This is a genomic window from Sphaerisporangium viridialbum (assembly GCF_049674955.1).
GTDB lineage: Bacteria > Actinomycetota > Actinomycetes > Streptosporangiales > Streptosporangiaceae > Sphaerisporangium > Sphaerisporangium viridialbum.
This window is the reverse complement of record NZ_CP187232.1, coordinates 4,595,678-4,609,349: the sequence shown is the minus strand read 5'-3', so window position 1 is coordinate 4,609,349 and position 13,672 is coordinate 4,595,678. Positions and strand designations below refer to the sequence as shown.

11 protein-coding genes are annotated in these 13,672 nt (G+C 68.9%); 3 read left to right on the top strand and 8 right to left on the bottom strand.

Annotated elements, in window-relative coordinates; translation table 11 throughout:
- Positions 1-8 precede the first annotated feature (8 nt).
- The 7 genes from ACOZ38_RS20645 to ACOZ38_RS20615 are packed head-to-tail and all read right to left on the bottom strand — an operon-like array spanning position 9 to position 7,099.
- Positions 9-1,463, bottom strand: coding sequence for a family 43 glycosylhydrolase (locus ACOZ38_RS20645; protein WP_424532751.1), 1,455 nt, complete (start codon positions 1,461-1,463; stop codon positions 9-11).
- Between the two features lie 20 nt (positions 1,464-1,483).
- Positions 1,484-2,146: a nucleoside/nucleotide kinase family protein gene (locus ACOZ38_RS20640; RefSeq protein WP_424532749.1), complete on the bottom strand. Its 663-nt coding sequence runs from the start codon at positions 2,144-2,146 to the stop codon at positions 1,484-1,486.
- The gene (locus ACOZ38_RS20635) at positions 2,139-3,026 is read right to left on the bottom strand and encodes a sugar phosphate isomerase/epimerase family protein (RefSeq protein ID WP_424532748.1); all 888 of its coding nucleotides are present in this window, start codon (positions 3,024-3,026) and stop codon (positions 2,139-2,141) included. The genes ACOZ38_RS20640 and ACOZ38_RS20635 overlap by 8 nt, the downstream gene beginning before the upstream one ends.
- A gap of 7 nt (positions 3,027-3,033) precedes the next feature.
- Positions 3,034-4,074, bottom strand: a complete 1,041-nt coding sequence (locus ACOZ38_RS20630; protein WP_424532746.1) for a nucleoside hydrolase — start codon at positions 4,072-4,074, stop codon at positions 3,034-3,036.
- Positions 4,071-4,937 carry an ATP-binding cassette domain-containing protein gene (locus ACOZ38_RS20625; protein WP_424532744.1) on the bottom strand — a complete coding sequence of 289 codons (867 nt, stop codon included), beginning with the start codon at positions 4,935-4,937 and terminating at the stop codon, positions 4,071-4,073. Before ACOZ38_RS20625 ends, ACOZ38_RS20630 begins: the two co-directional genes overlap by 4 nt.
- A complete protein-coding gene (locus ACOZ38_RS20620; protein WP_424532742.1) occupies positions 4,934-5,959 on the bottom strand; it encodes an ABC transporter permease in 1,026 nt (341 codons plus the stop codon). Before ACOZ38_RS20620 ends, ACOZ38_RS20625 begins: the two co-directional genes overlap by 4 nt.
- Positions 5,960-5,998: 39 nt before the next feature.
- Entirely contained in the window at positions 5,999-7,099 is a 1,101-nt protein-coding gene (locus ACOZ38_RS20615) for a substrate-binding domain-containing protein (protein WP_424532740.1), read from the bottom strand.
- Positions 7,100-7,298: 199 nt separating this feature from the next.
- On the opposite strand from ACOZ38_RS20615, the gene ACOZ38_RS20610 reads away from it, so the two are divergent.
- Together ACOZ38_RS20610 and ACOZ38_RS20605 are read left to right on the top strand one after the other, a co-directional pair.
- Positions 7,299-8,501: an ROK family protein gene (locus ACOZ38_RS20610; RefSeq protein ID WP_424532739.1), complete on the top strand. Its 1,203-nt coding sequence runs from the start codon at positions 7,299-7,301 to the stop codon at positions 8,499-8,501.
- A gap of 361 nt (positions 8,502-8,862) precedes the next feature.
- Positions 8,863-11,922 (top strand): RICIN domain-containing protein, encoded by a 3,060-nt coding sequence (locus tag ACOZ38_RS20605; RefSeq protein WP_424532737.1) that lies wholly within the window; start codon positions 8,863-8,865, stop codon positions 11,920-11,922.
- Between the two features lie 237 nt (positions 11,923-12,159).
- On the opposite strand, the gene ACOZ38_RS20600 is transcribed toward ACOZ38_RS20605, so the two are convergent.
- Positions 12,160-12,996, bottom strand: coding sequence for an ion transporter (locus ACOZ38_RS20600; RefSeq protein ID WP_424532735.1), 837 nt, complete (start codon positions 12,994-12,996; stop codon positions 12,160-12,162).
- Between the two features lie 207 nt (positions 12,997-13,203).
- Here ACOZ38_RS20600 and ACOZ38_RS20595 point away from each other — a divergent pair, with 207 nt between their 5' ends.
- Positions 13,204-13,632: a hypothetical protein gene (locus ACOZ38_RS20595; RefSeq protein WP_424532734.1), complete on the top strand. Its 429-nt coding sequence runs from the start codon at positions 13,204-13,206 to the stop codon at positions 13,630-13,632.
- Positions 13,633-13,672 lie beyond the last annotated feature (40 nt).

The following is a 13,672-nucleotide window of genomic DNA, read 5'->3' as shown; positions in this document are numbered from 1 at the left end:
GTCCGGCCTCACCACTCCTGATCCGCGCTCGCCAGAGACACCTGGCAGGTCACCGCGCCATCGACGACGAACAGGCCGAGCTCGTCGTCACCCGAGTCATCGATGCGATGAGTCAGCACGACCTCGTCGTTCACGTACACCTCCACGACGCTTCCGTCGACGAGGATCGCGCATTCCGCGCGGACGGGGCCCTCGGCGAGCGCGACACGGGCTTCGGCGGCGAGTGCCCCGTCCACCTCGCGCCGTTCGGCGCCCCGTCCGACGAGATCGGCCCAGAAGTCGTCCAGCGGATACGGCGATCGCGAGAGGTGAACGCTCCCGCGTATCCGGTCGAACGTGACGTACCAGCCGGCGAGGTCAGCGTCGGTGCGCAGCATCAGGCCGAACGCGGCGGGGGAGTCGTCACCGGAGAACGCACAGCGGACGAGGTAGGCGGACGGAACGGTGGCGGGCGTCAGAATGTGGTCCGCCGACGATCCGACGGCATCCAGCGTGATCGTTGCCGTGTCGGCTCCGTCAAGGGGAACCGGGCGGTCGAAGCGCCGGGCGACCGACTCCGCGAGGCGGACGTGGAGCATACCGTCGCCGTCCGCGCGGACCTCGCGCGGCGCGGCGAAGTCACCTCCCCAGCACCAGCGTCCGGTCGCGGCGCGGTCGTGGACCCAGCCGAAGAACACCCGGCCGTTCCGGTCCCGCGACGGTGCCGACTTGGCCGCGTACCACCGCCGGCCGCCCAGTTCGTCGTCGGCCGGCGCGCGGAACGGACCGCGCGGGTCGTCCGCGACGCGGTAGATCGTGCCCACGTGTTCGGAGAAGCGGGAGTAGACCAGGTACCAGCGGCCGTCCAGCTCCCACATCTCCGGGCATTCGGGACAATACGTGGAGCCGGGAACGTAGAGCGGTTCCTGCTCGACCGTCCAGGTGAGCAGGTCGTCGAAGGTCGCGAGCATCAGGCAGCCGCGTCGCCAGCGCGGTCCCTCGGCGAGACGCGCCGCTATGACCATCCAGTAGCGGGACTCGGCCTCGTTGAAGAAGACGTACGGGTCGCGCCAGTCGACGGGCTCGCAGCCGGGAGGCGGCAACAGGATCGGATTGCCCTCGTGTTTGGTGAACGTGACGAGGTCGGTGCTGGTGGCGAGGCAGATGCTCTGCGGGTTGCGCACCCCGACGCGGTGGCCGGTGTAGAAGAGGTGGAACGTGCCGTCGCGTTCGATGACGGAGCCCGTCCAGACACCGTCACCGTCCACGCTGCCTGGTGGGCCGGGTTCCAGCGCCGGCGGTAGCTCCCGCCAGGTGGCCAGGTCCTCGCTCGCGACATGCTGCCACGTCGTACGTACCCGGTCGGGGTAGTCCAACGTGTCCGGCGGCGAGGACAGGAAGAACAGATGGGTGGTTCCCTGGTGTTCGAACGGGATGGCGTCACCGGTGGGGACGCCGGAAGACGAACGACGGAATACCCCCATTGTGGTCCTCCGATGGTGCGCTAGGCGGAGACGCCGGTGGCGTCTCCGGAGTCGATCTCGGTCTGGGACAGGTCGATGCGGAGGTCGGCGCTGTCACGCGTCGCCGCGATGAGGCGGGCGTTGGCCTCGTCGACTTCCTCCACCCACCGCCGCGCGGCGTCCGGAGTCTTGCCGTACCTGACATGACGTGCGCTGAGTCGAGTCCGGCGGAGGTCGTCGTCGACGTCGACGTACCAGACCTCGGTCAGCTGCGCGCGGATCCGCGGCCACGGCTCCGTACGGCCCAGCAGGTAGTTCCCCTCGGTGATGACGAGGCGGGTCGCCGGTTCGACGGCGATGCTGCCGGCGATCGGCTGCTCGATCTCGCGGTCGAAGTCCGGCGCGTAGACGGGGTGATCGAGCTCGTCGCGCAGACGCCGCAGCGTGGCGAGGTAGCCATGGCCGTCGAACGTGTCGATCGCGCCTTTGCGGCTGCGCGCGCCGAGCCGGTCAAGCGCCGCGTCCGCGAGATGGAAGCCGTCCATGGGAACGCACACGGCCGGGAAACCGTCGCCGCTGAGAGCTTGGACGAGGTGGTGGGCGAGGGTGGACTTCCCCGCCCCGGGACAACCGGTGATCCCGAGGATCGCCCGCCCGTCGCCGCCGCTCAGTCCGCGGGCCCGGGCGATGAGTTCGTCAAGCATGGGCGGCCAGCGTGGCGGAGTCGAGGTGAGCGGCGAGGAACTGCCGCGCGTGCGCCGCGAGGGGGGCGCCGTCGTCCCACAGGTCGCGCCAGACGGCGAGGTCGTGTGAGAGGCCGGGAGCCAGGACCGCGGAGGAGAACGACTCGAAGGTGATCGGCCCGCGGTAGTCGATGTCGGCGAGGGCGTGGAAGAACCCGGTGAAGTCGAGGTGACCGGAGCCGAGGAAGCCGCGGTGGTTCTCGCCGATGTGGACGTAGCCGAGCCGGTCACCGACGTCGCGTACCGGCCTGACCAGGTCGTCCTCCTCGATGTTCATGTGGTACGTGTCGAGGTGGATCATCACGTTGTCCTCGGCGATGGCGTCGGCGAGGGCCAGCGCCTGCCGCGCGGTGTTCACCACGTTCGTCTCGTACCGGTTGCAGATCTCCAGCCCGAGCGTGATGCCGTGGCCCTGCGCCTCGCGGGCCAGCGAGGTCAGCACGGAGACCGCGTTGGCGCGGCCACGCTCGGTGACGGGCTGGGCGTACTTTCCGAGGGCGCTGTAGAGCGCACCGGTGAGGATGCGACCCCCCAGTGAGGCGGTCGCCGCGAGCGAGTCCGCGAGCAGCCGCGCGCCACGCTCGACGACGGCGGTGTCGTCACTGGAGACGTCCGCGTCAAAGGCGAGACCACGGGAGCAGGCCACGACGACGCCCTCGGACTCCAGAAGGTGCCGTGCGTGCGCGACGTCGAGGTTGTCGAGGTCGTGCAGCGAGAGCTCAAGCAGGTCGAAGCCGGCGGCAGCGGTCTCGGCGACGGCTCGCTTGACCGATTCCCTTGATGTGTCACCGGCCCAGACCAGGGCGTGGACGCCGAGGGGGTTGGGTGCGCGTTCGATCATGTCATTCCTATCGTCGGATCCCCGGCGTCCCGCCGTACCTTCGCGGCAGGGACGAACGCATCGGGGCGGAGATGTCAGGCGGAGAGAATGGTGCGGAGGATGTCCTCGACAACGCGCGACCCGTCGACGTCGACGCAGACCTGGACGTTCGGTTCTTCACGGCGGACGGGCACGGTCTGCCCGATGGTGAGTTCACCGCGCGTCTCAACGCCGAGCGGCATCGCCTCGAAGTCGGCGATGGAGCGGCCACGGCCACGGCGACGGCGAGCGGGTCGTACAGCACGCAGCCGGCGTGGTCGGCCCAGTCGAACATCGGCGCCTCCATGTAGGTGGCGCAGATGTCCAGCAGCAGCGGCGCGAGCCGGGAGGCACCGCGATCGACCGACCGCAGCAGCGTGTCGGTCAGGACGACGCCCTTGTTCGGGTTGGTCACGTCGAGGCTGACCATCGTGAGGTCGACGCCCGAGCCGAACACGATGTCGGCGGCGTGCGGATCGAACCACATGTTGCACTCGGCGACGGGGGTGATGTTGCCGCGTCCGTACTGCTGGTCGAGGCCCAGCGCGCCGCCCATGAACACGATCTCGGCGATCAGCTCGGCGAGGTCGGGTGCCTTGAGCAACGCCATCGCGAGGTTGGTCTGCGGCCCGATGGCGACGACCGTCACCTCTCCCGGGTTGGCGCGAACGGTGTCGATCAGGAAGTCGACGGCGTGTCGCCCGGCTTCGCCGAGCTCCGGGAGCGGGATCCGGCCGGGCGCGCCGCGCGCGCCGGCGTAGGCGTCGACGAGCTGCGCCGGGAGCCGTCCACTGAGCGGTCGCGCCATACCGACGGCGACCGGGACGTCACACCGGCCCGCGGCCCGCAGGACGGCGGCCGCGCCGCGGGCGCCGAGATCGGGAGGGCAGTTGCCGAACACGGTGGTCACGCCGACGAGTTCGACACGCGGATCGGCGAGAGCCAGCATCAGCGCGAGCGGGTCGTCGGCGTCGGTGCCCGGGATCCCCACGCCCGGGTCGGTGTCGAGGATGACCTTTCGGCGTGTCATGGCCTCTTCCTTTCCGCGCGCGTCACAGGATCGGGCGGGTTCGTCGCGTCCGTCGCGTCCGTCGCGTTCGTTGCGGAGTGCGCTTCCAGCGCCATCGCGCCGGTCATGATGGCGACGGCCTGCTCCATTGTGTGGGACCGCGGCGTCACCACGCCCACGCACCGGCCGAGCCGCTGGATCTGGACGCGGTCGGCCACCTGGAAGACGTTGGGCATGTTGTGGCTGATCATGATGACCCCGAGTCCGCGGCTGCGCAGCTCCTCGACGAGGCGCAGCACCTGGCCGGTCTCGCGCACCCCCAGGGCGGCGGTCGGCTCGTCGAGGACCACCACCTTGCTGCCGAAGGCGACCGCGCGCGCGACCGCGACTGCTTGGCGCTGGCCGCCGGAGAGCGTCTCGACGATCTGGCCGATGTCCTGGATCGTGCTGATGCCGAGACCGCTGACCATGTCGTGCGCGTCGCGACGCATCCCGCGGTAGTCGAGCATCCGGAACACCCGGCCCAGGGGACCGGCGCGGCGGCGTTCCCGGCCGAGGTAGAGGTTGGATGCGATGTCGAGCGCGGGCGTGAGCGAGAGGGTCTGGTAGACGGTCTCGATGCCCGCCTCGCGCGCGTCCTGCGGCCGCCGGAAGTGCGCCCCTGCGCCGTCGACGTAGATCCTGCCGGCATCGGGGATCTCGGCGCCGGTCAGACACTTGATCAGCGTTGACTTGCCGGCGCCGTTGTCCCCGATGATCGCGAGTACCTCACCGGGGAACAGGTCGAGGTCGACGCCGTCGAGGGCGACCACCGGGCCGAACGTCTTGACCAGCCCACGGGCCGACAGGATCGGCTTTCCTTTGTCGTGATGGTCGGTGATCATGCCGTCTTTCCTGTTCTCCGAATCCACTGGTCGAGCGAGACGGCGACGATGATCAGGATGCCGATCGCCAGTGTCTGGTAGAGCACGTCGACGCGGGCCAGGGCCAGACCGTTGCGGAACACCCCGACGATCAGAGCGCCGAGCAGCGAGCCGAGGAGCCGGCCGCGGCCACCGAACAGGCTGGTGCCGCCGATGACCACGGCGGTGATCGAGTCGAGGTTCGCGTCGACGGCCGCGTTCGGGGTCGCGGCGCCGACGCGGCCGATCAGCACCCAGGCGCTGAGCGCGAAGACGACACCAGCGGTGACATAGACGCTGAGCAGCAACCGCCGCGTCCGGATGCCGCTAAGGCGCGCGGCGGCGGCGTCGTTGCCGACGGCATAGACGTGGCGGCCCCATGCGGTCTGCGTCAGCGCGAACCCGATCACGAGGTACATGAGCAGAACGAGCGCGACGCCTGTCGTCAGCTGGAAGGGACCGACCGCGAAGGAGGTCGACGTCCAGGTCAGGAGCGACCCGAGCTCGCTGCCGGGGATCGAGCGCCCGCCGCTGATCAGCAGCGCGACGGCGGTGAACACGTTGAGCGTGCCGAGCGTGACGATGAACGGCGGAAGATTCACCTTCGCCACGAGCAGGCCGTTGAGCAGGCCCGCCCCGGCGCCGACCGCGAGCCCGATCGCCAGGGCGATCGCGGCCGGCACCCCGAGCGGGCCCGCTAGCTCGCCCATCACCAGTGCCGTGAAGATCATGACCGCGCCGACGGACAGGTCGATTCCCGCGGTCAGGACGATCAGCGTCTGGCCGACCGCCAGCGCGCCGATGATCGCGACCTGTTGGAGCACGAGTGACAGGTTCGACGGCTGAAGGAACCGGTCGTTGGCGCAACCGGCCAGCAGAACCGCGACCGCGAGCACGGCCAGGGGGCTGATCGTCGGGTGCCGGTGGAGGAGGTGCTGCAGGCGCTCCAGCGGGGTCCGCGATCGCCGCCGGAACACCTCCGCCGCACTTTCAATGGTTGTCACTGTCCTGCCCGTTTCCTTCCGCTGCCGCGATTCGAGGGGTTACCAGCAGAGCTTGAGGCCCTGATCTGCGGGGATGCTCTCGACGCCGGTCACATTCTGGTTCGTGACCAATTGGATGCCGGTGTTGAGGAAATCCAGCCCAGGCGAGGTCGTCGGCTTGGTCCCGTCGCGGAGGTGGTCGACGATGGCCCGGACGCCCATGTCGCCCATCCGGCTCGGGTACTGTTGCGCGACGGCGCCGAACTGGCCGTCCGCCACCGCCTGGACCCCGCGGCAGCTGCCGTCGATCGACGTGACCAGGGCGCCGTTGATCCCGGCGGACTTCAGCGCCTGCACGGCGCCCACACCGGACGTCTCGTTGGCGCTGAACACGACGTTGATGTTGGGATTGCTGGACAGGCAGTTCTCCATCGCCGTACGGCCGCCGTCCTCGGCGCCGTTGGTCGCCTGGTTGCAGGCGATTTCGTACGTGCCTCCGGAGTAGTTGCCGGTCTTCGCCTCGTCACCGTTCTTCTTCGGGTCCTTGACGTCGATCCCCATGCCGGTGAGGAAGCCTTGGTCGCGCTGGTAGTCGATGGTCACGACCTTGTCGGCGAACAGGTCCAGCATCGCGATCACCGCGGGCTTGCCCTGCAGGGCCTGGGCCGTCCACTGGCCGATCTGCTTACCGGCCTCGAAGTTGTCCGACGCGAACGTGGCGTCCACGACGTTCGTCGGGTCCGTCGGCGTATCGAGGGCGATCACGTAGATCCCGGCGTCGCGCGCCTTCTTGATCGCGTCGTTGACGGCGGGCCCGTTGTTCGCGATCAGGATGCCGTCGTCGCGCCGGGAGATCGCGTCTTCGATCGCCTGGATCTGGCTGTCGGAGTCGGTCTGGTCGCGGCCGGCGGCGACCGTGATGTCGGCGTTCACTTCCTTCGCCGCGGTCTTCGCCCCATCCATCATCGCGGTCCAGAAGTGGTTACTCGGGTCCTTGGTGACGAGAAGGACGTGCGCCTTGCCCGTCTTGCCGTCCGAGCCCGAGGACGCGTTGTCGTCGCCGTTCGACGAACACCCGCCGGCGGCGAGCGCCGCGACGGTCAGGCCGGCGGCGATTCGACGGAGACCCTGGCTCCGCGACTTCATGGGGGTGGGACTCATCACAGCTCCTTGCAGAGTGGCACTGGTCAGCGACCTGTACACAGCGCCACCGACCTGTCCGAAGTTGGAGCGAGCCTAAACACTTCCGTAACCTCCGTGCAATACTTATGACTAAAACCGTCATAACAAGGCCATTCTTCTGAAGCCCAGTGACGGAACCCTACTGACGGGGAGCGAAGTGATCGCTAGTGTTAGCGGCATGGCAGACGTGCATGCCCCCACGCTGAGCACAGCCGGAGGGGCCAGCGCGATCTTCGCGCTGTTCAGGGCTCATCCCCACGGGCTCACCAAGACCGAGCTGGCCCGGCTGGCCGGGGTGTCGCGGACGACCATCAATCAGCGGCTTGAGCCGCTCCTCGCGGCGGGGTTGCTCGCTCCGGCGGAGGAGGAGGCCCGGACCGGAGGCCGCCCGGCGGACCGCTTCGTCGTCAACCGCGCGCACGCCGTCGTGCTGCTCGCCGACATGGGAGCCACGGCCATGCGGGCCGCGGTGTGCGACATGAACGCCATGGTCCTCGCCGAGCGATCGGCGCTGTACGACATCGCCACCGGGCCGATCCCCGTGCTGACGCACGTCGCCGGACTCTTCGCCGAGCTACTCCAGGAGGTCGGCAAGACACCCCTGGACGTGTGTGGCATCGGCATCGACGTCCCGGGACCGGTCGACCACGGCTCCGGCCGTGTCATCAGTCCGCCGATCATGGTGGGCTGGCACGACTTCGACATCCCCCAGTTCTTCAGGGCCTCGTTCGAGTGTCCCGTGCTCGTGGCGAAGGACGTCAACGCGATGGCCTTCGGCGAGCATCGGATGGCCCATCCGGACACCGAGAACCTCGTCTTCGTCAAGATCGGCACCGGTATCGGCACCGGCATCATCATCGGCGGCTCCATCTACCGCGGCTCGGACGGCGCCGCGGGGGACGTGGGGCACATTCAGATCGCCCCCGAGGCAAGCAGTGATCCGCCCGTCTGCCGATGCGGAAAGGTCGGGTGCGTCGAGGCGTACGCCGGCGGCTGGGCCCTGCAACGGGACCTGCGCGAGCTCGGACACCACGTTCCCACCATGGGCGACGTCGTACAGCTGACACGCGAGGGACACCCGGACGCGACCCGGCTGTTCAGGCGTGCGATGAACATCCTCGGAACCGCGATCTCGGACCTGGTCAACGTGCTCAATCCACGGATCGTGGTACTCGGCGGCCGGCTCGCCGCCGTCGACGACTTCCTGTTCGCCGGCATACGAGAGGTCGTCTACCGGCGCTCCCTCCCTCTCGCGACGCGCAAGCTCGAGATCGTCCCCAGCACCCTCGCCGAGCACGCGGGTGTGTACGGCCTGGCAAGGCTCGTGCTCGACGACGTGTACTCGCCCGCGCGCATCACCCGCCTGCTCGACACCCGCTGAATCTTCCTATTCGGGGCGGAAGTCGCGACGGCTGGATGTGGACGACCAAGCCCCTAACGTGCATGCGTCCTTGACGAGACATGTGCGCCGGTTTAGCCTCGATCACGGATTCACCTGGATGACGCGACTCACCCGGAGTCGGCGCCGGAAACGCGTCATCCCTGGCTTTGAGCGGCTCCGCTCGTTGACCGTACTCGTACATCATCTCGTCCGCCGACCCCTCAGGAGTGCTCGCCCCACGTCACGTGCGCGGACCCACGTCGACGTGTCAGAAAACCTGCTGCTCCGCCACGCCCTTGGCCGCTGTGTTAGCGCTAACATCACGACCGGCGGGGGGCCTCACCCCCAGTGAAAGGTTTCCATGCACGAGAACAGCCCTCGGTGCCTTGCCCGCACGCTGGTGGCCGTGGCGGCGCTCCTCACCGCGGTCCTCGGTGGTCCCCCCGCTGCGGCGGCAGACCGGCCCGCCTCCTCGACGGCGCACGCGCCGACCACGTCCGCCGCCGCGGCACCGGACCTCAACGGCTTCACCGCGGGCAACGCCGCGATCACCTCCGTCGACCTCGCCGGGACGTGGGGTTTCACCCCGGCGGGCCGAGCGGCCACCTCGATCACCATGCCCGGCGGCGGCTGGTACAAGCAGGGATTCACCGACGTGACCGAGGCGGTGTACTCGCGCAGCGTGACAGTGCCGAACTCGGGGCAGCCGCAGTCCACCTGGATCGAGTTCGGGGCCGTCAACCACCAGGTGACGCTGTCGGTGGACGGCCAGGTGGTCGCGACCCGCACCACGGCCTTCACGCCCTCGAACTTCGACATCAGCGCCTACGCCGCGCCTGGGACCACTCACACGATCACGGTGCGCGTGAAGGGCCGGGGCGCCCTGAAGAATCCGGCGAATGGCAAGTACGTCGTTCCCACGGCCGCCGAGTGGTCCGAGGCGGTTCCCCAGGGCATCTTCCGCTCGGCGTTCCTGCGCGTGTATCCGGCCGTGTACATCAGTGACGCGTTCGTCCGCACGTCCGTGGCGGATCGGACCCTCGCCTACGACGTGTACGTGACGAACACCTCGGGCAGCGCCCGGTCGGTGACACTGAGCGGCGCGCTCTCGCCGGACGGCGGTGGCTCGTTCGCCTACCCGGCGCTGCCCGGCCGGACGGTCACGGTGGCGGCGCGTACGACGGCCAAGGTCACGGTCGGTCCCCTCGCCTGGAACCTGGGCACCGACTCGTACTGGTGGCCGAACGTCCCCTATCGGCCGGGGTACCACGCCCAGTTGCATCGCCTGGCGGTTCACGCCACGACCGATGACGGACGGACCAGTGACGCCACCTACCGGTTCGGGTTCCGGCAGAGCACCCAGAACGGTGAGTACTACTACCTCAACGGCGTGCGGCTGAACGTGCGCGGCGACAACCTGCAGGGCGCGGATTACGACCGGATCGACAACGGCGGCAAGGGGGACGCCTACGACACGCTGCCGGGCTTCCTTCCGCCGTCGGCGGGCAACGGCGGCTGGCCCCTGGCCGTGGACAACTACCAGCGGCTGAACTACAACGTGGTCCGGGTGCACCAGGAGCCCGCCAGCCCGTACATGCTCGACACGGCCGACGAGCTGGGCTTGATGATCATCGACGAGACGGCCATCCGCGGCTCCAACGGCGGAGAGGACTTCTACGCCGGGCACGACAACATGGTCGACCACGCCAGCGCGCTGACCCTGCGCGACCGTAACCACCCGGCGGTGATCCGGTGGAGCCAGAGCAACGAACCCGGCCTCAGCGGAGACTACGAGCAGTTCGAACAGGACCTGTACGCGGCCATGAACGGCAATGACGGCACCCGGCCCATCCACGTGGACGGCGAGCCGGCCAACAAGTACCCGAACATGAGCTACCCCAACTTCAACGTTCTGCCGCACTACCTCGACGGCCTCGGCGCGTACAGCGAGAAGGTCGAGGTGGTGGCCGGCCGCCCCGACGGCGAGGGCGAGTTCATCTGGCCGAAGTGCAACACCAAGCAGGGCTTCGAATGGTTCGCCACGTTGGTCGCCGCCAAGCGCGGCAAGGACGCCAGTGACCTGCGGCCCTACACTCTGCTGTCCGGCTGGGCGGGCTTCGTGCCCGGCGTGCGCACCACCGACTTCATCCCGGAGGAGGGCGGCCACCCCGTCTACGGAGCGGACAACCTGCCCGATCCCTGGAGTAACCCACAGATCCAGCGGATACAGACCGCCTTCCATCCGGTGGCCGCGATCGACCTGCCCTACTGGTCGGCGTCCGGCCCCTCCGACGCCAACGGGAGTTTCCCGCTGCCGCAGGCCGTGGACAACTACGCCCACAACACCCCCGTCACCCGGAACATCACCGTCTTCAACGACGACCTCCGCGACACCTCCGTCGCCTTCAACTGGACGGCCCGGCTCGACCGGCCCGACGGCTCCGTCATCGCGTCCGGGAACACCGATCTCACCATCCCGCTCGGCTCGCGGGTGACCCGCCCGATCTCGTTCACCACACCGGCGAGCGGCGCGAAGGTGTACCTGGTCCTGTCCACCACCAAGCCGGGCGGGACGACCTTCACCGACACGGCGGAGTACTTCACCTTGGGGCAGGGCTCGACGAGCGTCGATGACGCCGACCCCGCCGTGGCCTACGCCGGGTCCTGGGGTCACGCCACCGGCGAGCAGGGCGTCTTCGCCGGCACCAACTCCTACAGCGACGTCGCGGGGGCCACGGCGACGCTGAACTTCGCCGGCACCGGAGTCACCCTGCGCGCGGTGACGGCGCCCGGCCATGGCATCGTGGGCGTCTCCGTGGACGGGGGGCCCGAGGCGCTGGTGGACGAGTACTCCGCGGCGCGGACCGGCGACGTCGCGGTGTGGAGCAGCCCCCGGCTGGCCTCCGGCACGCACACGATCCGCGTGCGCGCCACCGGCGACAAGAGAGCACAGGCGACGCACAACTGGGCCACCATCGACCGGTTCGAGGTGACCAACGCACCCGTCTCCGGCACGGTGTACAACATCGTCAACCGCAACAGCGCCAAGCCCCTCGCCGTGGCGGGGAACTCGTCCGCGGACGGCGCGGGGATCGTCCAGCAGACCGGGAACGCCGCCTGGAGGATCAACTCCGCCCCGGGGAACACCTTCACCCTGACCAACACCGGCACCGGCAAGGTGCTCGACGTCAACGGCGGCGACCCCACCGTGGGGCTGCAGCTCCAGCAGTGGTCGGCCAACGGCGGCAACAACCAGTTGTGGTACCTGCGGCCCACCGGTGACGGATACTTCACCATCGTCAGCCGCGACAGCGGCCTGGTGGCGGACGTGTACGGCCTGGCGACGGAGGACGGCGCCCGAGTCGTCCAGTGGACGGCCACCGGGGGTATCAACCAGCAATGGCGGCTGGTGCCTGCCTGAGACGACGCCGACACCCGGCGGGGCGCGAATGTGAAGCACGATCTAGCCATCGTCCACCCGAGCGCCCCATACCCCTGCCCGCCCCGCCGAGAACCGCAACGGGCAGCCGGCGCGGCTACAGGTCGCCGTGCCCGGCACATTCCGAGCACGGGCGAACAGCGGCCAGTGCCGACGTTCGGCTGCGGGTGTGCCGGCACCGGCCATCCGTCGGGTTTCGGCATCGGCGCGGAACAGGGCTCAGCTGGAACCCTCTGGCGGCCGGGTGTTCGCGGGGACCGGCAGGGCGGCCGTCAGCCGGTCGACCCTTTCGTTGAGCGCCCGGATCTCGTTCATCACCGCGAGGTGCTGCTCCAACTCGAGTGCCTGGTCCGCCTTCCAGTGCGAGGCGTTGACCTCGGCCTCCATCGCGGAAACGATCACGCCTATGAGCAGGTTGAGGATGAAGAACGCCGTGATCACGATGAAGGCGGCGAAGAAGATCCAGGCCAATGGCTCCGTGGCCATCACATCCTGGGCGACCTGCGGCCAGTTCTCCACCGTGAGCACAGTGAACATCGTGAACAGTGACGTGCTGAAATCTCCGAAGTGCTGCGGGGCCGCCTGGTGGAAGAGCCGCTCGCCGATCACGGAGGCGATGTAAAGCGCCAGCAGCAGCAGGACCAGAATCGAGGCCAGGCCGGGAATCGCGGTGAACAGCGCCGAGACCACCCGCCGCATCCCCGGCACCACGGAGATCAGCCGCAGGATGCGCAGGAACCGGAACAGGCGCAAGATCGACAGCGATTCCGAGGCCGGCACGAGGGCGACACCGACGATGATCAGGTCGAACCAGTTCCACGGGTCACGGAAGAATGCCTTTCCATGCGCGGCGATCCGCAGAAGGATCTCGACAACGAAGATCGCGATGATGAGGCGGTCTGTCACGAGGAGGGCCGTGGCGTGTTGGTCGGCAAACTCAGGCGAGGTCTCCAGTCCGAGCGCGATCGCGTTCAGCGTGATGACGGCGATGACCGCACGCTGAAACGCCGGGGCGTCCACGAAGACACGGAGTCGTTCGCGAGAGATTGAGGGCAAGCCGACACTCCAGGGGCTGAGGCGCTGTGACCGCCCGAAATCCTACAGTTCCCCGTACATCCGGCCCCGTGCCGCCCTCAGCGGGTTCCCGCTCGGCATGGGCGAGGGCGGCGTCCCAACCCGGCGGGGCGGATCGGCCGACCCGGGTGAGCGGGCGCATGACCTGGCACGTAATCGCGCCGGTGCGGCCGGGATGCCATGGTTCTCATGCCGACAGACATCGAGGAGCGTGAGATGACCACCCTGACCGTCACCACCGACCACACCAGATTCCTCCGCATCGCGCTGACCCTCGACGCCGCCGTCACCGGTGTGAACGGGCTGGTCTATCTCGCCGCCACCGCCCCTGTGAGCGATCTGCTCGGGCCCGGGGCGGGCCCGCTGCGGGGGATCGGCGCCTTCCTCCTGGTGTACGGCGCGGCGGTCGGCGTCCTCGCCCGCCGCAAGGCGATCAGCGCCGGCACCGTCAAGGCGGTGATCACGCTCAACTTCGCATGGGCGCTGGGCAGCGTCATCGCCGTCGTCACGGGCTCTGCCGGGTTCACCACCCTCGGCGCCGTCTGGGCCGTCCTCCAGGCCATCGTGGTCGGGATCTTCGCCGAACTGCAGATCATGGGACTGCGCAAGGCCCGTTGACCTCCCAATGGGCCTCGCCCGCGCGCCGGGCGCATCTCCG